The organism is Streptomyces sp. NPDC093094, from assembly GCF_044754345.1.
In the GTDB taxonomy this organism is placed as follows: Bacteria; Actinomycetota; Actinomycetes; order Streptomycetales; family Streptomycetaceae; genus Streptomyces.
This window is the reverse complement of the sequence record NZ_JBIVOX010000033.1, coordinates 18,686-42,453: the sequence shown is the minus strand read 5'-3', so window position 1 is coordinate 42,453 and position 23,768 is coordinate 18,686. Positions and strand designations below refer to the sequence as shown.

Annotated in this window: 25 protein-coding genes and 1 pseudogene; 22 read left to right on the top strand and 4 right to left on the bottom strand. The window is 69.6% G+C overall.

From position 1 onward, the window contains the following. Nucleotides 1–296 precede the first annotated feature (296 nt). The 4 genes from ACIQGV_RS38065 to ACIQGV_RS38050 all read right to left on the bottom strand — a co-directional run bounded on the left by ACIQGV_RS38065 (nucleotide 297) and on the right by ACIQGV_RS38050 (nucleotide 4,293). A complete protein-coding gene (locus ACIQGV_RS38065) occupies nucleotides 297–428 on the bottom strand; it encodes a hypothetical protein (protein WP_402503672.1) in 132 nt (43 codons plus the stop codon). Between the two features lie 159 nt (nucleotides 429–587). After that, a complete protein-coding gene (locus ACIQGV_RS38060; RefSeq protein ID WP_402503669.1) occupies nucleotides 588–1,262 on the bottom strand; it encodes a hypothetical protein in 675 nt (224 codons plus the stop codon). 1,711 nt (nucleotides 1,263–2,973) lie between these two features. Continuing rightward, on the bottom strand, nucleotides 2,974–3,747 hold the full coding sequence (locus ACIQGV_RS38055; protein ID WP_402503666.1) for a GntR family transcriptional regulator: 774 nt from the start codon (nucleotides 3,745–3,747) through the stop codon (nucleotides 2,974–2,976). Beyond that, entirely contained in the window at nucleotides 3,748–4,293 is a 546-nt protein-coding gene (locus tag ACIQGV_RS38050; protein ID WP_402503663.1) for a GntR family transcriptional regulator, read from the bottom strand. It abuts the gene before it with no gap. A 111-nt stretch (nucleotides 4,294–4,404) separates the two neighbouring features. Here ACIQGV_RS38050 and ACIQGV_RS38045 point away from each other — a divergent pair, with 111 nt between their 5' ends. From ACIQGV_RS38045 to ACIQGV_RS37940, 22 genes and pseudogenes are all read left to right on the top strand, one after another. Further along, nucleotides 4,405–4,662 (top strand): helix-turn-helix domain-containing protein, encoded by a 258-nt coding sequence (locus ACIQGV_RS38045; RefSeq protein WP_402503661.1) that lies wholly within the window; start codon nucleotides 4,405–4,407, stop codon nucleotides 4,660–4,662. Nucleotides 4,663–5,729: 1,067 nt separating this feature from the next. Further along, nucleotides 5,730–6,578, top strand: a complete 849-nt coding sequence (locus ACIQGV_RS38040; protein WP_402503658.1) for an IS5 family transposase — start codon at nucleotides 5,730–5,732, stop codon at nucleotides 6,576–6,578. Then, nucleotides 6,575–6,991, top strand: a complete 417-nt coding sequence (locus tag ACIQGV_RS38035; protein WP_402503655.1) for a hypothetical protein — start codon at nucleotides 6,575–6,577, stop codon at nucleotides 6,989–6,991. Before ACIQGV_RS38040 ends, ACIQGV_RS38035 begins: the two co-directional genes overlap by 4 nt. Nucleotides 6,992–7,299: 308 nt before the next feature. Continuing rightward, a complete protein-coding gene (locus ACIQGV_RS38030; protein WP_402503652.1) occupies nucleotides 7,300–7,683 on the top strand; it encodes a hypothetical protein in 384 nt (127 codons plus the stop codon). 103 nt (nucleotides 7,684–7,786) lie between these two features. Beyond that, nucleotides 7,787–7,972, top strand: coding sequence for a hypothetical protein (locus ACIQGV_RS38025; RefSeq protein WP_402503649.1), 186 nt, complete (start codon nucleotides 7,787–7,789; stop codon nucleotides 7,970–7,972). 138 nt (nucleotides 7,973–8,110) lie between these two features. Next, nucleotides 8,111–8,428 (top strand): WhiB family transcriptional regulator, encoded by a 318-nt coding sequence (locus ACIQGV_RS38020; RefSeq protein WP_402503646.1) that lies wholly within the window; start codon nucleotides 8,111–8,113, stop codon nucleotides 8,426–8,428. Nucleotides 8,429–8,553: 125 nt separating this feature from the next. Further along, nucleotides 8,554–8,745 carry a DUF5999 family protein gene (locus ACIQGV_RS38015; protein WP_402503725.1) on the top strand — a complete coding sequence of 64 codons (192 nt, stop codon included), beginning with the start codon at nucleotides 8,554–8,556 and terminating at the stop codon, nucleotides 8,743–8,745. Nucleotides 8,746–8,877: 132 nt separating this feature from the next. Continuing rightward, a complete protein-coding gene (locus ACIQGV_RS38010) occupies nucleotides 8,878–9,252 on the top strand; it encodes a hypothetical protein (protein ID WP_402503643.1) in 375 nt (124 codons plus the stop codon). A 61-nt stretch (nucleotides 9,253–9,313) separates the two neighbouring features. Beyond that, a complete protein-coding gene (locus tag ACIQGV_RS38005; RefSeq protein WP_402503640.1) occupies nucleotides 9,314–11,476 on the top strand; it encodes a hypothetical protein in 2,163 nt (720 codons plus the stop codon). A 125-nt stretch (nucleotides 11,477–11,601) separates the two neighbouring features. Then, a complete protein-coding gene (locus tag ACIQGV_RS38000) occupies nucleotides 11,602–12,090 on the top strand; it encodes a hypothetical protein (RefSeq protein ID WP_402503637.1) in 489 nt (162 codons plus the stop codon). Continuing rightward, complete coding sequence (locus ACIQGV_RS37995) at nucleotides 12,087–12,323, top strand: hypothetical protein (protein WP_402503635.1); 237 nt, start codon at nucleotides 12,087–12,089, stop codon at nucleotides 12,321–12,323. Before ACIQGV_RS38000 ends, ACIQGV_RS37995 begins: the two co-directional genes overlap by 4 nt. Before the next feature lie 155 nt (nucleotides 12,324–12,478). Next, complete coding sequence (locus ACIQGV_RS37990; protein WP_402503632.1) at nucleotides 12,479–14,695, top strand: ATP/GTP-binding protein; 2,217 nt, start codon at nucleotides 12,479–12,481, stop codon at nucleotides 14,693–14,695. Nucleotides 14,696–14,711: 16 nt separating this feature from the next. Then, a complete protein-coding gene (locus tag ACIQGV_RS37985) occupies nucleotides 14,712–15,125 on the top strand; it encodes a conjugal transfer protein TraB (protein WP_402503630.1) in 414 nt (137 codons plus the stop codon). Between the two features lie 80 nt (nucleotides 15,126–15,205). Next, a complete protein-coding gene (locus ACIQGV_RS37980) occupies nucleotides 15,206–17,338 on the top strand; it encodes a chromosome segregation protein ParM (protein ID WP_402503628.1) in 2,133 nt (710 codons plus the stop codon). 66 nt (nucleotides 17,339–17,404) lie between these two features. Continuing rightward, nucleotides 17,405–17,593: a hypothetical protein gene (locus ACIQGV_RS37975; RefSeq protein ID WP_402503625.1), complete on the top strand. Its 189-nt coding sequence runs from the start codon at nucleotides 17,405–17,407 to the stop codon at nucleotides 17,591–17,593. Nucleotides 17,594–17,664: 71 nt separating this feature from the next. Beyond that, nucleotides 17,665–18,222: a hypothetical protein gene (locus ACIQGV_RS37970; protein WP_402503623.1), complete on the top strand. Its 558-nt coding sequence runs from the start codon at nucleotides 17,665–17,667 to the stop codon at nucleotides 18,220–18,222. 746 nt (nucleotides 18,223–18,968) lie between these two features. Next, nucleotides 18,969–19,388, top strand: a complete 420-nt coding sequence (locus tag ACIQGV_RS37965) for an RRQRL motif-containing zinc-binding protein (protein WP_402503621.1) — start codon at nucleotides 18,969–18,971, stop codon at nucleotides 19,386–19,388. 29 nt (nucleotides 19,389–19,417) lie between these two features. Further along, complete coding sequence (locus ACIQGV_RS37960) at nucleotides 19,418–19,837, top strand: hypothetical protein (protein ID WP_402503618.1); 420 nt, start codon at nucleotides 19,418–19,420, stop codon at nucleotides 19,835–19,837. Beyond that, nucleotides 19,834–20,184 (top strand): hypothetical protein, encoded by a 351-nt coding sequence (locus tag ACIQGV_RS37955; protein ID WP_402503616.1) that lies wholly within the window; start codon nucleotides 19,834–19,836, stop codon nucleotides 20,182–20,184. Before ACIQGV_RS37960 ends, ACIQGV_RS37955 begins: the two co-directional genes overlap by 4 nt. Beyond that, nucleotides 20,181–20,444 (top strand): annotated as a pseudogene (locus ACIQGV_RS37950) (AAA family ATPase); the annotation flags it as partial. The gene ACIQGV_RS37955 and the pseudogene ACIQGV_RS37950, both read left to right, overlap by 4 nt. A gap of 28 nt (nucleotides 20,445–20,472) precedes the next feature. Beyond that, nucleotides 20,473–22,005 carry a site-specific integrase gene (locus ACIQGV_RS37945; RefSeq protein ID WP_402503614.1) on the top strand — a complete coding sequence of 511 codons (1,533 nt, stop codon included), beginning with the start codon at nucleotides 20,473–20,475 and terminating at the stop codon, nucleotides 22,003–22,005. 77 nt (nucleotides 22,006–22,082) lie between these two features. Next, nucleotides 22,083–23,738 (top strand): hypothetical protein, encoded by a 1,656-nt coding sequence (locus tag ACIQGV_RS37940; RefSeq protein ID WP_402503612.1) that lies wholly within the window; start codon nucleotides 22,083–22,085, stop codon nucleotides 23,736–23,738. The last annotated feature ends 30 nt before the right edge of the window (nucleotides 23,739–23,768 follow it).

The following is a 23,768-nucleotide window of genomic DNA, read 5'->3' as shown; positions in this document are numbered from 1 at the left end:
CAGCCAGTAGGTCGTGCACGAAGACAGAGACGGGTAGCGTGACCCGCGTCACAATACTCAGCCGCCGGTACGGCATACCGGCAGTCGCGGAGCCGCGCACCCCGGGTCACCGCTGCTGCACTCCGCGCACCGCGGATCGCGAAAGGGCAAAGGCTCGCCTGGCATTGCGTGACGCCGGGACAGCCGCATCGTTGGACAGAGTGCCCCTTCATGATCCGGGCCCCGGGGCGTCATGGCTTGTCCCCTGGGGCCCGGGTGCGACAGGTTCGTACACTGTCCGATCAGAGCAGCCCCAGTCAGAGGTCGGTGCCGGGCCGGGGTACCACGCAGCAGTCGGTGGCGTGGGTAGTGCGCTCGGCCGGGGCGATCAGACCGTACTGCTGCCAGGTGTCCTCCAGGGCCAGGAAAAGTACCGAGTACGGGCCCATCCCCGCGCGCGGAGAGCGTGTATTGGTCGCGCCTTCCTCCCTGCACGAACGGGCCCATCCCCGCGTGTGTGAGGGGAACCCACTACGCTGAGGCAGACAGCCGCTCTTCCTGCGGCGGCGCCGTGAACGATGTATGTGTACCTGTCAACGTTGGGCGCACTACCGGTGGTCGAGTGCCACCCGGGAGCTGCGGACAGCGCCTGCCAGTTGTTGGGCACGACGCACCAGGTCCGAGCCGTAGATGCGCTCTGCGGCTTGGTGGCCCATCACGTTGATGGTTCCGGTGATCAGGTCTGTCTCGCCCTGCATGAGCTGGCCCTGGGCGGTGGCGCGCAGGTCGTCGTGCTCCTGCGTGCTCATCTCGAATGGCGCGGCCAGGTCGTCGGGGGCCTGGCTTTGGTCCGGCTCGTGGCCGCCACCCGGCGTTTCGCTGACCTGCGCGATCGCGGTTTCCACTTTCCGTTGGACGGCGCGGCTGGACGGGGCCTGCCAGCCGCCCTCGAACCGCTTGGTACGGGCGCGGACCTGCTGGATGCGGTAGCGGCGGGCAGCCTCCTGCGCGGCCCTCCAATCCTCCACCACGATGGCCCGCTTCTCTGGGGTGTCCAGGACGTTCTCTGCACCAGCCAACAGTGCAGCGAGCATGCCGGAGCCCCGGCGTACCTGGGTGATGTTCCCTCGGCGGAAGTGCAGCCAGCCCTGGACGTCGGCCGTCGTCCACCCAGCGTCAGCGATGGTCCGGGCCACCCAGGCGATCCGCGGCACCGAGCAGCCGCGCAGCCAGTCCAGCTCCTGGGTCAGCTCTCTGGCCAGCTGGAAGCGTCGGCCAACCACGTTCAGCTTCGGGCGACCGGCGAGCCTGGCTTTGGACTTCTTCGGGGTGGGGGACTTGCGCTGCCCGCTTGCGAGCTTGCTCTCAGGGGGGAAGGAAGTACCACCCGCAGACAGACCAGTAGTGGAACCACCCCCCATTGGGGTGCAACAGGGCGCAGCCGAAACGGCAGTCGCTGAAGCCCCAGATGACCCGCTTCGGGCACCCTTCACCGGGGACACTGCCGACCGTGGCCGTCGTACCTTCCGGGACGCCTTTCTCGCCAGGCAGGTCATGAGCTTCCGGCCGGTCTCCGCGATCCCCGTCACCCGCCGTCCGGTGCCCTCACCGGAAGTACGGATCCCGAGCGCGGTGTCGAACTCCGGGGGCAGCACGCGGACATACACCGATGCCTGCGCCTGCCCACCACTCACCCGTGTCCCGCGCGTCTCCCACGCAAGCAGTCCGGTCTCGCGGAGGATCTGCAGGTGGTACTGCACCGCACGCATCGTCAGACCGGTACGCCGGGCCAGGTACTTCACTCCCGGCCGGCACGGTGACAGCTCCGTGAGCAGCTGCGCGACAACCACTGTCATCGGGCCGAACGAGCGGGGTCCGTGAGACCGGTGCCGGCGCGGCTTGTAGAGCCCCGAGCCCGCTACCCAGTGCACGCCTTGCATCCAGCTGTAGCCGTCCGATGCGATCCGGCCCGTCGACGTGGGCAGCCACTGCCGCGCCTCCGGTACCCACAGCTCCGGGTCCGCAGGGGCCCCACTGTCGTCGACGGGCCCTCGCGGAGCCGGAACGAATACCGCGGGCGCCGCTACGGCACTCATCGGGTGCGCCGGCGAGGGCTGATGAGGGAAGCGTCGGCGCGAAATGCTGTAGATGACAGCAGCCAGAAGCGGCTAAAAAGGATTAAAGGGGCGTAGCTGGGCTGGAAAACGGCATAGCAGTCCTGCACAATGGCTCCTGTCGTGGAGGCATCGCCAAAACGGCATGACGAAGCCCCCTGTCGGTGCTTCGTGGTTCTGAGGAGAACCTGTACGAGCGTTCGATCCGGCTGGTAACCGGCCCGAACGACCCCTTCGACCGGGGCTGGTAACCCGGTCGGTATTGGGGGCGCTCAGCCGAGGTGCTGGTAACACCTCGCGAACTGGGCGTCCCGGTGGCTAGGGGGCCCTGAAGCGGGCGCCGCCACTCATCAAGTGCTTATGGCGATCGGGCCTCCGGAGTGGAGCACTGACCGCGCTGCCCACCAGCACGGAAGTCGATGCGCTCGAAGGACGTAAGACGGTCCCAGCGCAGGCTGGCCATGAGGAAGTCGCCGGAGCGCGGGCACCCCGCCGGAGCGACGCTCTTCAGTCGCTTCCACGGCGGGGTGGTGTGTGTCCGCGTGCAGGTACGGGTACCCTGCATCACGCGACCTCCTTTCTACACAAAGGGGGTACGCCGGACCGGGTTACCCCGGTCGAGAGCCCTCAGGACTTGCCTAAGGTCCAGGGGGCTTTTTTCTTTGCAGTTGTGGATCAGGTCCAGGGGTACCCTACTCCCCCAGCAGGCCAGCGGAAGGCCATAGATGGCGATGTGTCGGACAAGCGTCTGATAGGCCGTCACCGACTCTTCACCCCGAAATGAGAGCCGTCAGACCAGCGCAGTGTCGTAGTAGTGCGCGAGGACTGTCCCGGCCCCGAACCATGGGCGGTTGCAGTGCGCTGGATCGGCGCTGCGCAGTCACCCCTCTCTCACGTGCATCCTGTATCGCATCCGGTAGCGGTGTGCCGCCTTCGTCATGAGCGTCGCCTCGATGGGACGCCTGTCGTCGGAGTAAACGACCCGGAAAGCAACCAGCACTGGGATGCCCTTCGGCAGCTCCAGCGTGACAGCCTCCTCTTCCGTCGGAATCTCAGCCGAGACGTCATCGACAAACTCGCGGGGCGGGAAGCCCAACTGGTTCAGCAGTGCCGGTGTTCCGCCACGGATGCGGCGCTTCTCCATCATCGGAGTGCCTTCGCACAGCGCCAACGGGTAGTACGAGCGGGTCAGCTCCGTAGGCTCGCTGTCCAGGGTGAGGACCAGCTTGCGGAGAAGCGCCTGCTCGCCTCCTTCCAGCTCCAGCGCAGCAGCGACCTCGGCAGGAGGAGATACCACTGCCACATCCAGCAGCTGCGCCCCGCCAGCTTGCTGCTGTTTTGCAGCTTCCGTCATCCACTTGTACGGCTCGCCGGGCGCTGCGGGCGTCATGTACGCCATCGGTTCGATGGCCTGTTGGCTGTGTTGGCGCACGTAGACGCCCTTACCTGGCCGGCCCTCGGCGATGCCCTCGTCTTTGAGGAGCTGCAGCGCCTTCTGGATCGTGGTGTTCGACGCCCGCTGGTACTGCTCCATGAGCTGTGCCACGGTCGGGAGCTGTGTACCTGGTGCAAGGTCACCACGGATGATCTTCCGCCTCATCTCGGCGGCGATCTTCTGGTAGGGATCTCTGGCATCGGTGTACTCGCGTGCCATTCAACGGGCTCCCGTCCGTAGTCGGTAGGTCAGGTGCCGCTGGGGCGGCATTGTCATGATCGCCACCTCGAACGGCACACCCTCACCCGTTAGGTTGACCCGAGTGAGCTGCAGTACCGGACTATCGGGCTCCAGGTCGAGAAGTGCTGCCTGGTCCCGGCTGGCAGTGCCGGCTTTGACCTGCTCGACATGTTCTTCTCCCGTGAATCCGAGTTCTGCGAGGAGCTTCACCGCGCCACCTGGAATCTTCCTAGGATCGGCAAGGCGGGTACCAGCCGCGATGGCAGCCGGATAGTACGAATCTGACAGCTCAACCGGGGCGTCGTCCAGCAAGATCAGTCGGCTCCGGACCACCACCTCCGCACCCGGAGCAAGCCGGAGCGCTGCCCGGATGTCCTCGGGGGCGGCGACGGTAGCCACGCTGAGAGTCTTCTGTCCGCCCCTTCGGCCCCGGCTGGCCGCTTCATCAGTCCAAGCGTCAGGGGCCTTGCCACTGTGCGGGCGAAGGTACGGCGCCGAATCACTGACCCATGAGTCGTCTGACATGGCCGTCCTTTCCGTTGCGATCTCTACCGACCTTACTGCCGTACCCGAGAACCCATTATGGCAAGCATACCTGCTTGCGCGGTATGCAGGTATGCCGCTACGGTGTGAGGCATGGAAGCCATGGACACCACGGCGGCGTTGGCCGGTCCGAAGCCAATCTCACGGCCAGGTCAATACGTCCGGGTCAAGGCTGTCGCCGAGTACTTCGACGTAGCCGTCTCGACCATCTACCAGGCCATTGAGGCGGGAGACCTGCCAGCCATCGCCATCGGCCGCGGATACAAGAAGGCGCTGCGGGTGCATGAGGACGACTTCCGAGCCTTCGAGGTCCGGTGCCGAGTGCAGCCCACCACCGCCACCACGGCATAAAGGCCCGACGGCCCAGGAAGTTCCTGCCTGAGACCGATCCCGGGATCGCAGCATGTCTTGGGTGTTCGGACCCGGCTCCCCGCCTGGAGCCACCTTGCGGAGGCATCGACTGGCGGAGCCAGCCCCACGACCCCTCCTTCTCAACTCCATATGTCTGGCTGACCGCCGCTACCAGCGCGGCCAAGGTGACAAGTACGACGCGGTCCCTTGGAACCCAGCCAGGTGGGTCACCCGCAGCCGTTGCGCTGCCCGCTGACCAGGACTGGATGCTGTTCCACCTGCTCAGCGGAGAACGCAACAGCAAGGGAGATCAGATGCGCCACAACGGGCGAACCCCGATCAAGGCCAGCGATATGCGACCGGAGCACCTGAGCTTACGGTCGGGCGAGACCCCCACAGTTGTCTGCCCGGACTGCGAGACCTGGCGCAGGCTCAGCCGGTCGATGATCCGTCCGCACCGTGACGGTCTCGAGCAACCCAAGGCGGAGGGCCGCCGCTACCGCGACGAGGCTGGCGCGGCAAATGCATCCAACGGCCGCCGATGCCCAGGAAGTGCGCAGCGGATCGATGTCGACATCACTCTGGAGCAGTGGGCTGAGCGGTTGCTTGCTGCTGAGAGCACCGCGTCCAGCCGCCGTAGCATGCGCCCGATGCGCAGGCCCCGTCCGCAAACTGCCCCTGCACCAGTCCAGATGCCCGCCGCCACCCGTCAGCCGCGTGAGCGACTCGTCGAACATCTGCAGAGCGGCTGCTCCCACTGTCGCTCCGGGCGCTGTTCTCGCGCTATCGGGCTGCGTGAGCGGATTCGCCGCACCACAGCAATCGCTGCGGCCCCGGCTATCCCACTTTACGGGCAGATCCGTTCCGCTCTCCGTGAGCACCGTGCTTCCTGCACGCCCTGCAAACGGAACGTCTCGTGCGAAGTAGGCCGGAGGCTGGCCGCTCGAATGTCTGCGATTGCTCAGTGGGCGGTTCGTGAGTCTATGAGTGGTTCTGGCGTCACCTGATGGTGTGGGCGAAGCCGGAACGTTCCGGTCCGGTGCCGGTGGCCTGCTGGGATCGGTGGGGTGAATGAACGCAAGCCGTACCGGAGCGACTTGTCCGACGAGCAGTGGGCGTTGATCGAGCCGGTGCTCACGGCCTGGAAGAACCGGCACCGTTCCGTCAGCGGCCACCAGGGCCGTTACTCGATGCGGGAGATCGTGAACTCGATCCTCTACCAGTCCCGGACCGGCTGTCAGTGGGCTCTGTTGCCGAACGACCTGCCGCCGAAGAGCGCGACGTACTACTACTTCGCCGCCTGGCGGGACGACGGTACCGACCAGCAGATCCATGAACTCCTGCGCTGCCAGGTGCGGGAGAGGGACCGGCGATTAGAGGACCCGACCCTGGTGATCCTGGACACCCAGAGTGTCCGGGTGGCCGCCGGGGTCCCTTCGGTCACGACGGGCAAAGATGCCGCGAAACGGGTGCCGGGCCGCAAGCGGGGCCTGGCTGTGGATGTCCTCGGCCTGGTCATCGCCGTCACCGTGCTGGCCGCGAGTGTCCACGACAACGCTGCCGGCATCGCTCTGCTCGACCAGGTCGTCGTCGCGGCCGGCGGCTCGGTCAGCAAGGCCCTGGTCGACCAGGGCTTCAAGAACCAGGTCGTCACGCACGGGGCCGGCCTCGGAATCGACGTCGAGATCGTCCGGCGCAACCCTGAAGAGCGGGGATTCGTTCCGCAGCCGAAACGGTGGCGGGTGGAGCAGACGTTCGGGATCTTGATACTGCACCGGCGCCTGGTCCGCGACTACGAACACCGCCCAGCCTCCTCCACCTCCCGCGTCTACTGGGCCATGACTCACGTCATGGCCCGCCGGCTCACCGACGCGAACACGCTCACCTGGCGCGATCCGCAGATGGCTGGCGCGTGAACCTCAACCCCCTCCTCCAGGCACTCGACCTTCAGGAAGACGCGGTCCGGGCCCTGGCCGACGATCTCCGCACCCAGATCGACGCCCTGCAGAACCAGCTCCGTGAGACCGAACTGCGTCTGGAACACCTCGCCATCACCCGCACGACCATCACCGGCCTCGTCGACCGAATCCCGGCCCGGACGGTCGACCCGGCAGGGGGTCTGCAGCTGCCCGAGCATCCGGACTACCCGCGCATTCTCGCCGTCTTCAACGACACCACCGGTCCACTGAGAGCCCGCGACATCTGCCAGGCTCTCGACTTCGCGCTCCTGCCGAAACACATAGAACGCACCCGCGCCAAGATGAAACGCCTGGTCACACTAGGAATCCTCATCGAGGCCGAGCCCGGCACCTTTAGCATGAAGCAGTGACCAAGTCCGGAACGGACATCAACTCACGAACCGCCCACTCAGGACCAGATGCTTCGCAGCCGACCTGACTTGTACCGCCCTGTCGTCTGACAGGCAATTCCATCTCATCCTGCTGCTTGGTCGGCGCTCACCACCCGTGCGGGCTGGTGGCGCCGGAGTGGGCGGGAGCCACCAAATAGGAGCGACGAACCCCCAGGGATTAGGGCCCTGGGGGTTCTTGTCGCAGGTCACCCCTCGCGGAAGGACACACCTGCATGCCCAGCATCATGACATCTCCAGCCCTCCTGGCCGAGAGGCCGCCCCTTCCGATGCGACCCAGTCCGCACGAGCGCGACGGCCGCCAGCCCTTCCCTGGTGGCGGGCTGCCCCACCCGCCGCAGCACCAGATGCAGGACGACCCGATGATGCGCGAGGCGCTGCGCCGGGTCGTCGCGCAGCAGATCGGCCCGCGCGGTGTCGGCGCGATCTACCGGAACGCGGACGGCGCGTTCGAAGTGCTCCGTCTGGTCCTCGACCCCGAGCTGGCTCGAGCCCTGCTCCGCCGGAGGTGCGTCCAGTGGGCACTGGTCATCCGGGACGTTCTGCGCCCCGACGGTGAGTCTTTCGTCATCGGCAGTGTGTGGACGACGTCTGATCACCTAGTCCGCGAGGCCGACGCTCTGGGCGCGACGGGCGGGGAGGCGGAGGCGTGATCACGCATCTGACCGACGACGAGAAGGCCGAGCTGTCGAAGAAGAACGCCAACCAGAACCGGCGTTCGGAGATCAATCGCCGCAGCAAGGAAGACCGACGCTAGTGAGCGGCCGTCACGCAGACCTCTACAAGCGCTACATGGCCGCGTACAGCGCCTACCGGAAGCACAAGGCAGCCTGCCCGGCATGCACGGCCGGGCAGACGTGCTCGGCCGGAGCGCCCCTGTACGAAAGGTTCGTCCGCCTCCAGGACGCCTACACCGCCCGGCTGCGCGAGCAGCGGCCCTGAGCGCCCCCTCCAGCCGACATCACCACGGCGTCGCCTGCCCCTGGCCCGGCCGCCCCCGTTGAGGGCGGCCGGGCCGACGCGCTGCAGGCGCCCGATGGACCGGCCCCTCACCCCTATACGAGATCACCGGGAGTATCCATGAAGGACCTACCCAGCCTCCTCAGCCTCTCCCCCGCCCACCTGCCGGCCGCCGAGCCCAGCGCCGACTGGCGGCACCGCGCACTCTGCAGCCGGGAAGACCCCGAGCTGTTCTTCCCGATCGGCAACACCGGACTGGCCCTGCTGCAGATCGAGGAGGCCAAGGCTGTCTGCCGCCGCTGCCCGGTCATCGAGCAGTGCCGGCAGTGGGCGCTGGAGTCCGGCACGCACGACGGGGTGTGGGGCGGCCTGTCCGAGGACGAGCGCCGCGCCATCAAGCGCCGCGCCGCCCGCAAGCGCGCCCGCCGCACAGCCTGATCCGCCCCACATACGCATCCGGCCCGGAAAGGCCCCGGCCCGCTTCCTCAGTTGGAGAGACCATGCGCAGCCATACCCAGCTCGACACCGCGACGACCACTGGTACGACCCGGCTGCCGGGCTCGCTGTGTACCCACACCCCGGCATGTCCGACCGCCGACAGCAGTGACCGGGAGGCTGCCCACACGGTGGCCAGCCATCCGGAGCAGGGCTGGAGCCTGCTGTGCAACGGCGTCGTGGTTTTCGAGGACACCGGAGAGCTGCTCCCCGACGGCCAGGTCATCGCTCCGCACCGGAACCTCTCGGTCGTGGCCTGACGGCTGCCCGATCCGCTCGCCCAAGCCCGCCCCGGCCGCCGACTTCACGGCGGCAGGGGGCGGGCGGTGACAGAGAGCCGGACAGTCCGGACCGCCGGCCCAGCGCCGGTGCACGGCATGCGAGGAGAGCACGTGACCCAGCCCCAGACACAGGCCGCCCGCCCGACGGCCACCTACACCATGGGCGACATCGTCCTGTTCCGCGACGCCGAGAAGTTCTGGCTCGGGCTGCCCGGCCACACTGCCGTCGGCCGGGTGGAGCGGTCCTGGACGCATACCGACACCCGCAAGGTCCTCTACGACCTGACCGAGCTGAGCACCGGCCGCGCCCGCGCCGGCATCGACCCCGACTACATGCGGCTGCTCCCGGCCACGGACGCGATGCACGACATCGACACCGCGCCGCTGCGCGAGCCGGACACCGGGGCGATGCCCCCGGCCGCCGTCGCCTGGCTGCGCCAGCACCTCGTGCAGGACGCGGCGACGCTGCCCGCCCACCGCCCCTGACCGAACGCCCCGGACCCGCCCCCGAGACGGGGCGGCGGCACCTGACCCGGAAGGAGGCGGCGTGGCCGCCACTCGAACCCGCACCAAGAGGCCCACCGCCCGCAAGAAGCCCACTGCCTCCACCACTCCCACTGCTCCGCCGGCCCCGGCCGGTCTGACGGAGCCGGAAGCGGACGCCATGGCGCTGGCCTGTGTCACGGACGCCCGGGACCGGGCCGCCGACATCATCGACACCGCGCGCGAGCAGGGCGCCGCCCTTCAGACAGAAGCCGAGACGGCAGCCGCGCACACCGTCACCGACACTCACGATCAGATCAGCGTGCTGATGACCGAGGCGCAGAACCGCGCCACGGGCATCATCGCTGATGCCGACCGGGAGGCCACCGCGCAGCGCGCGACGGCCAAAACCGGCCTGGAGGCGGCGCGCAGCGAGGCCGACCGGCTCTTGGCTGAGGCCCGCGACCGCGCTACGACCCTCGTGAAGGAGGCCCGCGCGCAGGTTGCCGACCTGACTGAGCTGGCCGCCGCCGACCGCGAGGCGACCGGGAAGGCGGTTTCTGAGCTGCGGCGTCTGGCAGAGGCCGACCTGACCGAGATCAGCGCCCTGGTCGACCGGCATCGCACCGAGGCTGGGCAGATCCTCGCCCGAGCCCAGGAGCAGGCCGACGACCTGGTGGCCGCGGCGCAGCGGGAAGTCGAGCAGGCCCGTGAGCGGTTCACCCAGCTCGCCAAGGCGTCGGCCGAGCAGTACGACGGCCGGCGCGGCGAGGCGGAGCAGCTGTACGCGGACGCGGTCCAGGCCGCCGACGACCGGCGCCGTGAGGCCGACGCTCACGTCGCCGCCGCGCACACCGAGGCGGAGCAGGCCCGCACCAGGCTGCGCGAGCTCACCGACCAGTTCGACACGGACGCCGCGACCAAGCGCAAGGCCCTCGCTGAGGAGCTCGCCGGGCTCAAGCAGGCGTGCGGCAAGCAGCGTGAGCGGCTGCGGGAGGAAGCCAGGACCGTCGCGGTGCAGCTGCGGGAGGCCGCCCAGAAGGAGGCCGACCGCATCACCACGGAGGCGGAGCGCAAGGCGAGGGGTATCACCGAGCGGGCGCGGGCGGATGAGGCCCGCGCCCGCCGGCTGCTCGCTGAGGCCCGGGAGGCGAAGCGGGCCACCTCCCGCTTCCGGGGCTGGCAGCAGAACCTTAGCCGCAAGGCGTGGAAGACCGCCCCGTGGATCGCGCTCGCCGCCGGCGTCGGTCTCGCCGCCTCTGGCGAGTACGAGCTGGCCCGCATGGTCGGCATCAATCAGTACGTCGCCCCGCTGCTGCCGGTGTCCATTGACGTCTACTGCGTCACCGCGTTCCGCGCCAAGAAGGACATCCCCTACGCGCTGCTGCTGATGGCGTCGGCGAACGTGACGTATCACCTGTCCGAGCAGGCCCACATCGTCGAGGAAGGCCAGTCGGCGCCGTGGCAGCTGACCACGTTCGTCGTGCTGATCTTCGTGGCCGTCATCTGGCGCGTCCACACGCTCATGCACGACGACGGTACGGACGGGCACGGCAGTACGGCTGCTGCAGGCGGCCGTACCGGTACGGACAGCGGAAACGGAATGCCCGGCCGTACAGATACGCACCGGCGTGCAGACGGAACGGACAGCGCGTCGTCCAGCCGTACAGGGGCTGCCAGCGGCGACCTGTACACCGCTCACGGCTCGGTACGCCCGGACAGGACGGGCCCCGGACACAACGGTACGGACCCTGTGCGCCCCGCCTCGCACCCGCCGCACGATGACGGGTCCGAAGGGGTGGTGACCAGGCCGTACAGGGACCGTACAGACGGTGTACACACCACTTCCCGCGGGGCGCGGCGTACAGGTACAGCGGCTGCGGGACGTACCGGTACGGCCAGTGCGGCCGTACCGGTACGCACCGGGTCGGTCAGCGTCCGTACACAGTCCGGCGGTGACGGTGTTCCGCAGGCTCGTACAGGTACGGCCGCTGCGTCCTCCCCTGCAATCGGAAGCGGTACGGCGGGTGCCGACCGTCCCGGTACGCCTGTACGGACGGACGCTGAACTCCTGCCGCTCGTACAGAACCTGCCGCGCGACGAGGACGGCTTCGTCACCCTCTACCAGGCCCGCACCAAGCTCAGCGTCAACCAGTCCCGCGCTGTCCGGCTGCTCTCCCAAGCCGGCCTGCTGCGTCCCGAGGACGCGGACAAACACCTGCGCTGATCCGCCGTCCGGCACACACCAGTGAGGGCCAGCCCACGGCAATTGGGCTGGCCCTCACTGCGACTGCCGGAAGCACGTCGACAGCCCCCGAGCACAGCAGACCCGAACCTCACGGAGGAGCCCCTGTGAGCACCAGCCAGCCGTTCTTCGAAGACCCGCACGCGGCGCTGCGGGAGATCGCGCAGAACCCGTCCGCGTACGCGCACTACCTCGCGGACTTCCACCGGGTCGCGCTGGACATGCAGGCCAAGCTGGAGATCCTCCAGCGCGAGACCCGCGTGCACTGCCGCAGCACCCGCGTCGAGGGCGACAAGAGGGGCCAGGCATTCCTGCGGTCCTACCCGGTGGAAAAGTCCCTGAAGGACCTCATCAAAAGCCTTCAGAACATCACCGCCGGGCTCGAGAAAAGCGCCGAGAGGCGCCACGCCCACGATGAAAAGGTGAAAGCGGTCAGGAAACAGCGCAAGGAGAAGGAACAGCTCAAGGACCGCAAAAATGCTCCGCCACTCCCGTCCGCTCCCGAAGCACCTCAGCGGCGGACCACACAGGGGCCGAATTCCGGCTATAGTGGTCCCACGTCGATTTACAACCTGGACCGCCGGGAGTCGGCGTGACCGGGGGCCGGCCGCTCACGAAAGCGGAGCGGAAGAAATACAACCGTGCCGAACACGAGCGGAAAATCCGTCAGGAACTGGCCGCCCAGCACGGCAGCGAACTCGGCGCTTTCTACTACTGGCTCCGGATCATGAATATCCGGGGCACGCAGGCATACCGCGACGGGGACACGCAGTTCATTCGTGACGTCGCGCTCGCCCTGGAGAACGTCTACCGCCGCCACACCGGCTGACCCCCACGCACCCCTTGCATGAAGGGCCGTCCCCGATCCCTGGGGCGGCCCTTCGGCGATCCCAACGTGTGCCGCTCGTGCCACGTGTCACGCGTGCCGCGCACGCGTGTACGCGAGGCCGGTACCGACTGTCAAACCCCAGGAGGAGGAGTCGGGTGTCCGACGACACCGACAGCAACGTGGTTCGCCTCCCCGCTCGGGCAAGCGATTCCGGCGGAATGCCGGACGCCCCCGACGGCGGAGATCTCTTCTTTTCCGAACCTCCCGACATCAGTCCGGAAGGGGCTGTCCCGCTGCAATCCGCGGAAACACCGACAGGACTTTCCTCAATTCGTGGGCCGATTTCCCCGGAAACGGCTTTACAGGAAACCGGAATTCCTGAAGCGCCGGACGTCGAGGACGAAGAAGGTGAGGAAGAGGAATACGAGCAGCCTCGTTCTCTTGCCGACCGGCTCGGTGACTGGCTGGAACACCGGCTCGAAGTAGTGCGGGACCGGCACGCCGGAGAAGCGCCCTTCCGGGAGGCGGAAATTGCACGCCAGGTCGCGCTCCTGGAGGCCCGCACTGCTCAGGAAACCGCACTGATGGAGCAGAACGGAAAACTCCATGCTGCGCTGATGAAGGCGAAGGGAGACAAGGCGGCCGCGCGCGGCAAGGCCGACTCCGCGCACGCGTCCGGCTCCGGCATGGGCGCCGACAAGGGCCGTGCGAAGTCCGCTGGCAGCGGGGGCGGCTCGCGGACCCGTGGGTCTGCCGGTTCCGGAGGCGGTTCCCCAAAGGGGGCCCAGGAACGCTCCGATCGGGCCGCTGGCGGCCGTAAAGACGCTCCGGCGGGCAACCGGTCGTCGAGCGGCCCCAAGGGCCGCCAGAACGGCTCAGGGCGCTCCGGGTCAGGCAACGCGGCCACCGGCAACAGCAGTTCGGGCGGCTCGGGGAAGGGCGGCTCGAAGGGCGACAGCGGCAGGACACAGAACACGCCCGCCGCCAGTCCCCAGGCTGAACGGGTCCGCGGCCGCCACGAGCGGGCTGCCGCCCGGCAGGCGGCACGTCAGCAGCGGCGCAGCGCCGCGCAGGCCGCCGACCTCGCCGACCGCTCCAAGGACCGCGATCACGCCCGCGCGGCGGCCGAGCGGGAGGAGCGCCGCAAGGCCAAGGCCGACCGTCAGGCTGCCAAGCAGGCCCGGCGCGACGCGGCGAAGCGGGATACGGCGAAGGACGCTGACAGAGACGCCAAGAAGCCCAAGCCGGTCACGGAGCCCAAGGACAACAGCCGCAAGGATGACGACGCCTCCAAGGACCCGAAGGCACCCAAGCCTGGCCCCGAGCAGGCCACCGACAAGTCAAAGGGCGACGCCGAGTTCAAGAAGACCGACGGCGGCACGAAAGGCGGTTCGACGCCGCCCAGCGGATCCGACGGGAAGGCCCCGAGCGAGAGCGAGGCCAGGAAGGGTCCGCAGGGCGCCAAGGACAGTCAGACCGGTCGGGGAAAGGCTGGCGGCACTGCCTCAGGAGACGGGGCCAAGGCGGGTACGGGACCTGCCGGAGCCGCTGGCGGTGACGGCTCCGCCGCAGCGGAGGAACCGGCGTCGGCCAAGCCTGACCCGGGTGCAGCCGCAGGCGGATACGAGGGTGGGAGGCGGAAGGGCGAGGATCCTCCCTCCGCACGGGGCGGGTCTTCACGTTCCGGCCCCGGTCCGCAGGAGTCGTCTCACAGCAGGGGGCGGCCGGAGGACTACGGGCAGACGATGGACCGCCCTGATGGCCCCGCCCGGCCTTACCGGCGCGAGGTCGTCGAGGACGACATCTGGGACGCCGTGATCGTGGACGGTCCTGCCGATCCCTTCGCCGTGCATCTCACCGGCCCGGCAGCCCTGCCTGCCCCATCGGAAACAGACGCCCAGCGCCCCGGCACCACCGCACGCAGCTCATCCACCACTCAGGAGGACCCTTTGGGATCGAAGGCCGGCACGACCGCACCGGGGCAGACGCCGGTGCAGCACCGCACGGACGTCACGTTCGACGAGTACCTGGTGGAGATCGTGAACATCGCGATCTCCGCCGCACTGGACCAGGAACGCGCCCAGGAACTGGCGGTCGCGCTCGGGAAGGTCGCCGACGCGCTGCGGGACATGGCCGCCGACCTGGTCGGTGACCACAACATTGCCACCGAGGTCGTGGACCAGATCACGGACCTGGCGGACGCCGCGGCCCGCATGAAGCAGCTGGCCGAACGGTGTGCCACCGAGTGCGAGACCGCTTCCAAGGCGGCCCGGGTCGCCGCGGTCTCGGTCGGCCGGACCTACGGCGAGGACGTCCAGGCCATGAACGACGCGGGCCTTGCCCAGGCATCCGCCGCCACCCACCACGACTGACCGGAAGCGAGTGCCGATGAGCAGCCTCACCCCCCACCCGGGTGCCACCACCGTCCCCACGGACGGCGACACCCGGTACAAGGCCGTCCAGCACAAACTCAAGACGCTCGCCAACGCCATGGACCTGGCCGGCGACGAACTCGAGACGCTGCTGCGCGGCATGCGCACGAACGCCGACCGCGCCGAGACCCTGGCGACGGCCATCGCCAACGCCGAACTCGACCCGACGTTCGTGGAGATGACGAACCAGGTGGCCCTCGCCCTGGGCGGCGCCGGAGCGGAGGTGCAGAAGCTCCACGAGACGGCCCGGGAGGTGTCCGGCCTCGCCCATGCCGCGCAGCGGACGCACGCCCGTCTGTACGAGGCGCTGGACGACATCCGCTCCGGCCGCAAGGAGCGCACCCCCAAGCCGGGCTTCTTCGCCCGCTGACCTCACCCGGCATTGCCCGGGGCGGCCCGCACCACCAAGGCGCGGGCCGCCCCCTCATGTTCCTCCCCAAGGAGACCCCTGTGTCCGTGCCGCGCAGCGTCGCACTGGAGCGCACCCTGTACACGCTGGCCGCCCCGGTCCTCGCCGCGGCCCCGAATCTCATGCCCGACAGCCCCGTCAACACGGCCGTGCAGCTCGCGGGCGCGGCAGGCGTCGGCGGGTGGGTACTGGCCTACAAGGACAGTCAGACCGGCGAGACGGGGACAGGCCGGAAGGTGCTGCGCTGGTCGCCGGCCGTGTTCGCCGCTGCCGTCGACATCGCCGCCAAGAACACGATCGGCTGGGGCCCTTACTGTCTGGACGGCCTGCTCGCCGCCGGGTGGGCGGCGGCCGGGCTGCTGGTGATGCCGCTGTCCCGGCACACCCGCCGCCGTCACCGGCCCGCCCTCGCCGCCCCCGTCCACGCACCGGCCCCGCAGTTGCAGCCCGCCGCTCCACCTGCTGTCCCGTCGCCGGCGCAGCCGGACGACGGCGCCGACCCGTTCACCCGCCAGGTTCGCCGGCTGTGGGAGACCCGGGGTATGCCGGGCCGGACGGTCGTCGTCAAGGCCACCCCGCACGACGGCATGCCCCACGACCTGTCGCTGCTGCTGCGCGCGTCAGAAGCGGGACGGCCCATCACCGGTCTCACCGACGATGCGGTGGCGGCGGCGTTCGGTGTCGACGTCACCGACGTGCGGATCCGCGAGGTGGCACGCCAGCACAGGCGTGAGGGCGGGCCCGGCTGGCGGGAGGTCGACGTCACCCCCGACGCGAACGAGCGGCGCCGCACCGCCCCAACGGCGCGCCAGTGGTGGGCGGATCGGATCGGCGCCGACGGCGGCCCGGTTCCCGGCTCGGAGTTCGTCCAGCAGGTCCGCGACGACGACCGCAAGGTCACCCACTACATCGCCCGGGTCCCCGACGAGCTGGGTGAGCCGAGCGTCAACCTGCACTCGCTGGCGGCCGCGCTGCGTACCAAGTACGACGAGGGCCGTCTGTTCGTGACCGTCGACGGCAGCCAGGTCCTGGTCTCCCTGTGGGATGCCTCGCCGCTGGCGCAGGTCTTCCCCGTCACGAGGGAGCTGCTGACTCCGGATGCGGACGGCCGGTGGGTGACCGGCTACCTCGGCAACGGGCAGCCTGCCCGCAACCGGGTCTACACCGACCGGGGCGCTGCCCACGGCTTGTTCGTCGCGCCGTCCGGTGGCGGGAAGACGCAGCTGATGGCTTTGCACGTGGCTGCGGACGCCCTGCACGGGGCCGTGGTCATGCTGGCCACGGAAGCGCCGGACGAGAAGACCGCGGCGCTGGGCCGGCACACGGCCCGCTACGGCGTCGGCGCCCTCTACATGCTCCGCCTGCTGCGCGCCTTGGACGCCCTGATGGAGATCCGCGGCGAGATGGTCTGGGAGGACGGTCTCGTTCACGAGTGGTCCGGCAACGCGGTCGGCTGCCCCTACCGGATGCTGTCCGCCTACCTGGACGAGTTCCTGTCCGCCGCCCGCAACGGCCTGTACGGGGCGGAGATCATGGACCTCGCGGAGCGGGTGTCGGTCAAGGGCCGCAAGTACGGCATCGGCATCAAGGTCGCCGGCCAGTCCATCTACGTGCAGGACGGGTTCACGCAGCTCCTGGTCGAGAACCTCCGCGAGAACTGCATCCCCGTCGTGCTGAAGGTGGCGCCGAAGAAGATCGGTGACATGTTCCGGGCCCTGGGCATCCCGCCCGAGCACATCCCCGCCCCGCTCCCCCGCTCGTTCACCCCTGCCGAAGCAGGCCGCCTCGAGCGGGTCATGCGCGGCGAGCCCGAGCCGCCCGCCGACTCCAACACCGGCGGCGCCGGCTGGATCGTCGAAGCCAACCAGCCCGAAGTCCTGCGCACCCTGTTCATGGACTTCAAAGCGGGCATTGACGAGTTCTTCCCCGACACCGCCGCCACCCTCACCGCTCACGAGATCCGCGAACTCGAAGCCCGCGGCCTGTGGTTCGACTGGACCGAGCCACCCCGGCCCGGCGAGTTCGGCCCCGAACCGGACGACGAGGGCAGCGACGACGCGCCGCCCAGGCAGGACGTCCAGCACCGCAGCGGCGGGAAGACCACCGCGCGCCGCGACGCCGTCATCTCACCCCGCCAGGCACTGGAAGCCATCAAGCACCTCTCCGGCATCTGACCCCGCCCGCGCAGGGTCCGGCCCCGCATGGGCCGGGCCCTGTTCACACCTGGAAGGACCCACCCCGTGGCCGTATCGATTTCCGCCGTCGTCCTCCTCGCCGCCGTTGTAGCCCTCCTGCTCCGCAAGGGGACTGTGGGCGTGTGGTCTGCCCTGGCCTGCACAGGATTCGGCTTCTTCCTCGCCTCCACCGCCGTCGCGCCCGTCATCCGGGACGCGATCGGCGTGATCACCGGCCTGGTCGCCGCCGTCTGAAGCCCGCCCCGGCCACCGCGTCGAGGTCACCACCCCGCCCCGCCCTGCTTCGACGCCCCCTGGGAACCGCCATGCCCGAGACTCACCCATCTCTTGCCACGGGGCACATCGCCCCGACAGCTCAGGCCGCCTCGCCCGCTCCCCCGGTGGAACTGTCCTTCGAGGAACGCCTCGCCCTGACCAACGCGGCGATGACGATCCGACTGGACGAAGCAGCCGTCGCCTACGAGGTCAACACGGCACACATCCCGACCGGCCCCGTCGACCTCACCGACCTCGTCACCGGCCCCGTCGACATGCCACCTGCCCCGCTCCCGAACCTGTACCTGACACCCGTCGCAGCTCTGCTCCAGCGCGCCCACCACCGCCTCCTCACCGGTGGCTGGTGCGCCGGCGCCCTGGCCGACGAGGACGGCGCCCGCTGCATGCTCGGCGCCATCCGGGCCGAAGCCGGAGGGAACCGCAGTCTGGAAGCCGACGCGGCCGCGGTGCTCCTGGACGCGATCCGCCGGCGCTTCGGCGACGACGTCGACTCCGTGCCGTCGTTCAACGACGCACACGCAACGAGCCGGATACCGCTCCGCATGCTCGATCAGGCCGCCGGCCTCGCCGACACCCGCGGCCTGTGACCGCTCCCCCGTCACAGTGGCCCACGCCTGCCCCGGACCGGTTCCTGGTCCGTGGTACGCCCCGTGGTCGGCCCGACCATGAGCGACCACAGGCCGTACCACGGAGTTCGTGTCCTCATCGTGACCGTGGTCGGGGTCCCATGGTCCGTGGTCAGGTCGGGGCGGGCGGATTTCCTCGAGGTCAGCCATCCCGCCTTCTGACCCAGGAGTCCGGCCATGCCCCGGTCATCAGGTCTCGACACGCAAGGATCCTGCTCCGGCAGCGACCGCCTCGCCACGACGACGGCACCCGCAACGAGACCGTCCCCTTGCCTGCCGCCCACACGGGGCACCACGGCCGCGCCGCACACCGCAAGCCACCCCGCAGGCGTGCCCCGCGCGCAGTGCCCCCGCCTGCGCCGCCACGACTTCCACCCAGCCCATACCTGCCTCGCGCACGCCCGCCCGTCCGTCAGCCCCGCCTCGCCATCGGCACCGCCGCCCTTCCCGGGTGGGCTCGTGTGACCGAGACGGTCTGCCCTGCGCCGACGCCCAGCCACCCCGGCCGACCGCAGGCGTGGCGCTCGCCGTGCACCGACCCTCTGGAGGGGATCGCCCGTGCTCATACCCCGCCCGCGCCGCCGGATCGGCCAGCCCCGCCCGCAGCGTCCCGGCCCCCGCTACCCACTACGCCCCGCCCGGCTGCCCGGCTCCTGGCAGCGGTGATGCCCAGGACGCACACGACGCGGCGCCGCAAGACCAGGCGTGTGCCCCGCACGGACGCGACCCTGCCGGAACACGACCGCGGAGCCGTCCCCGACAGTCTGGTCACCCGGCGGCAACTACGAGACCGAGGGCTGAGCCCCGGCGGACACGGACCGGTCGCGGTGCTGCGCTGCAAGCGCTGCTCCTACCGCCCCGACCAGGCGTGCACCCATCCCACCCGGGCCTGGCTCTACAGCCTTCAGTTCGCCCGGCCCAAGCGAATACCGACGCTGGCGCAGGAAGAGGCGCTGGACCGGGCGATGGCCGCGAGGTCCACGTGCCCGCAGTGCCAGCGCCGCTACTACTTCTGCCTCCCGCTGCGCATCCAGGGCGTCTGCGACCCCTGCGACAAGGACTACGAGCCCAGCCCCGACACCTACATGGCATCCACCGCCCCGGTCGTCCACCGGCTGGCCGCCTGACCACGAATCTCCCGAAGGAAGAGCCACCCATGGCCCTCGGCCTGCCTACGCGCCGCTCTCCGCTGGACCGCATCCTCGCCCGCCCGGGCTGGCACCGCGGTTACGACCGCACTCAAGACGACGTCTGGCACCGCGTCTACACCAGCAGCGAGATCGACGCCGTCCACACCGAACAGAGCGAGTCCGCCTGCCGTCAGTCTCCCGACCATGCGGCCCTCGCCACTGCCCGGAACACCGACGCCCTGCACGTCCAGCCCACGGTCCTGGATGTCCGCGACCGCGTCCTGGACGACGTCCTCTACCTGGAAGGGCTCCAGGCCGGAGCCCGCAACCGCGGCCTGCCGAACGAGCTCATCGAGCGCCTGGAAGCCGCTGCCCGCCACGGCCACGCGCTGACCATGCTGCTCGCCGACACCGCCCGCGCCACCACCAGGGCGACCACCCGATGACCGGCCTCACCCGCACCCGCTTGGACCGCCTCCGCGCCTCGGCCAACATCGCCCAGCTTGCTCTTCAGCAGATCGAGGACGACCTGAACGCCGAGGACGTCGACGCCCGTGAGCTCGCCGCGATCCTGTGCGAGCTCCAGGAAGACACCGATGAACCCGGCGGCCTCTTCCCCGCCCTCGCGCAGCTGGTCACCGCCGCGGCCCGGCGGGCGGAGCAGGTCGAACCCGACCACGCTGGCAACGCCTCCTGCCCCCTGCGCGAGGCCGCCGCCCTGATCACCGACAACGCCGGACAGCGTCTGAACCTGGCTGCCCGCGCACTGGACCCGCGAGGAGACGAGGCATGACCTCCGTGCTGTACCCGGACATGCCCGAGAACGGGCTGATCGTGCTGATCGGCGCCTCCGGCGCGGGCAAGTCGACCCTGGCCCGCACCTGGCCGGCCTCCCAGGTCCTCTCCCTCGACGCCCTGCGCGGCACGGTCAGCGACGACCCCGGCGACCAGGAGGCGACCCGCGACGCCGCCGACGTCCTCAAGGTGATCCTGGAGCGCCGGATGGCCCGGAAGCTCAACACGGTGATCGACGAGGCTTCCCTGATGATTGCGCGTGTTCAAGCGTCAGAGGAGGCGTCCGTTGAGCACGTGGCACGTGGTGAGAGTGCCGGATCCAGCGCGGTGGGGAGCCTTGCCCGCGGAGGGGGTTCTCGGGGTACAGAACCTGCCGGAAGCGGTGGCCAGGCTCGGGCTGCGGCCGGGGGATCCGGTATTCGTGAGGCCGGACGGCATGGTCGATGTGGACCTGCTGGACTTCGTTCGTTCCAAGGAGTTCCGGGGGCTGGAGCGGGAGTCGAAGCGGAACTACGCGACGGATACCCGGCTGCTGCTGGAGTTCTTGTCCTCTCGGGGTGTGCCGTGGCGACAAGCGACCGAGCGGGATCTGGCTGACTATCGGGACTGGCGGTGCCGGGCCCCGGAGAATCCGCGACGAATCAGCGGGACGAAGTGGAACCGGGAGGCTGCTGCGTTCACCAAGCTGTTCCGGTGGGCGAAGGTGTACCCGCTGCCGGTCGACGTCTCGCGGAAGGAAGACCGGGCCGCTGACTCGGTGAGTGCGCGGGTGTCCTGGCTGACGCCGCGGACGTGGGGGCTGTGGTCGGACACCGGCCTGCGCGGCCATGTCCGCGCCGGTGTACCGAGCCCGGAGTGGGAGTCGCGTACAGAGCTGCGGAACACCAGCTTCGTGCAGCTGCTGCTCAGCTCGGGTCTGCGCCGGCAGGAGGGCGGGTCGCTGCTGACGTTCGAGCTGCCCACCCAGCGGCTGCGGCATGGGCGGTACTGCCACGGCCGCGTCGCCGCGGCGGTGACCAGGTCGAAGAACGGCCGGGTCTTCTACGCCTCGGTGGACGCGGTCGGCCAGGTCGAAGCCTATGTGGAGTCGGAGCGTGCGTGGGCGGTGCAGCGCGCCCAGGCACAGGGGCGCTATGAGCGTCTGCCCGTGGTGCGGCTGGTCACGAAGGTGACGGGCGGGCTGAAGCCGGCGTTGGAGTGGGTCGATCGGAACGGGGCCGTTGGCGGCCAGGAGCTGAGCCGCCTGGGCTGGCGTGAACGGCAATGGCTCTTCCTGGAGGGTCCGGACGGGCCGGAGCCGGCGTGGCTGTGGCTGACCGAGGAGGGCCTGCCGATGGCCCCGGACCGGTGGAACGGCGTGTTCCGACTCGCGAATCTACGCTGCGAGGAAGTCCTGCTCACGCCGGAGGAGCGGGAGGTCAAACGGCAGTTCCGGCTCGCAGAGGTGCGCGGCAAGAGCCCGTACGCGACGCCGCACTCCGCGCGGCACTCCTACGCGCTCTACATGCTGGTCCTGCTGAATCGGCTGGTGGAGAGTCGCTTCGGGCTCACCGCGGCGGACCGCAGGGACTTCGCGCTGCTGTTCGGTGACCCGTGGTGGCTGGTCAAGACGCTCCTCGGGCATGCGGATGTGGAGACGACGAAGCGGCACTACCTCGCGCCGGTCGCGCATCTGCAGCTGGAGTCGATCCTTGCTGCGGCCGAGGTCACCGACGAACAGGAGGATCTGGGCGAGGACCTGAACGGCGTGTTCGCGAGGCTGGCCCGGGAAACGGCGGGCATCCAGGACATCGACGCGCTCCTCGAGGCTGCCTCGTGACCGGCCGCCGAGGACGACGAGCCGTCCTGCCGCCACCCGACCACCGCACAGATCCCCCGCTTGCCCCGAACGGGCTGATGGTCAGGGTCGTCAACAAGGCCGGCCTGGGTAAGGACTACGACTTCGCCACGCTGCCGGTTGCCGAGCCGATGCAGCGTTCGCTTGCCGAGGTGTTCGCTGCTCGGTCTGTCAGGTGGACGAGCCACGAGACGGCGCAGAGCTACTGGGTGGCGTTGCTGGCGTTCGCGCGGTTCGTCTCCGCGATGGAGGACGCCCCTGAAGATCTCGGGGATCTGACCGTGGCGATGGTCAAGCGCTGGCGCGTGAAGAACATCAGCACCAGCGGCGGCCGGAGCACCATGCGGCATGTCCGGCCCTTGCTGAAGCTGGACCCGCGGTTGGCGACCGGTCCGGTGGCCGAGGAACTGGTCCGGCGGCTGCCTGCGAGCGAGTCGACGAGGCAGTCCTATGAGGAAGGGGAGCGCGAGCAGGTGGTGCTGGTCGCCCAGCGGCAGTTCCGGTCGGCTCTGTTGCGGATCCGCGAGAACACGGTGTTGCTTGAGACGTGGCGACGGGGCGAGCAGCGGGAGGGCAGCCGCGACTGGCGGATCGGCAAGGTTCTCGATCACCTCGCTCAGACCGGCTCCGTCCCGCACACCCGCATGCCCGGGGGTTCACTGCATCCGACGCATCGGACGCTCCTGGGAGGCAGCGGCTACACGAAGTTGTGGGGCAGGCTGTTCCTGAGCCGGGCGGAGCTCACCGCGCTGGCCGTCCTCCTGACTGACCGGTTCGGCTGGAACCTGGGGGTCTACGACCGCCTGCCGGTCCCGACCACGGCGCCTTCCGCCGGGCAGACGACCTCGGTGACCTACCAGATCCAGGTGGAGAAGCGCCGGCAAGGAGGTGGCCTGTGGTTCTCCACGGAGAACGTCACCGACACCGGCGCCGGATCCCCCGGAAGGCTGATCACCCAGGCGCTGGAAGCGACCGCTTGGGGACGCGCCCTGGCTGCCCGGCTCGGTTCCTCCACGGACCTGCTGATGGTCGCTCGTCGGCGCTACCCGGACCGGTTGCATCGGAACACGGAACGTCCCAGCCATGTGGGCCCATTGTCCTTCGGTATCAGCAACGGCGACGCTCAGAACTGGGCCGCCAGCCACGGCCTGGGCGGATCTCCGTTCCAGCGAACCCGCAGGACGACGGTGACGCGGGAGGGACGCCCGTTGCAGCACACGCCGGGCACGCACCAGAGCGTCTACGTGCTGCCCGACCAGCGCGTGCGGCGTGAATCGCAAAGCGTCTTCGAGGCCGGAGCCCGAGAGGCACTCGAACAGGCCCGGGCCACCGTGTTCGCCGGACACGTCGCGGACAAGCCGGACGCTGGGCACGAACAGACCCTGGTGGCGGACTGCGCGGACGAGACGACCAGCCCGTGGCCCGACGGGGAAGGCGGCTGCGGGGCAGACTTCCTCCTCTGCCTGGGCTGCCGGAACGCCCACGTTCACCCCGGCCACCATCCTCGGCTCGCCCACCTCCACCAGGAGCTGCAGAGCCTGCGGTCCGTGCTGCCAGACCTCGCCTGGCGTGAGCGGTGGAGCGACCACGCGCTCCGGCTCGAGGACCTGCGCGAGAAGGTGGGGCCGGCAGCCTGGAGCGCTGCCCGAACCCAGGTGGGCGACGCCGACCGGGCTCTGGTGCGCCTCCTGCTGAAGGGAGACCTGACTCCGTGACCACCCCCGACGCTGCCGCCGAGACGGACC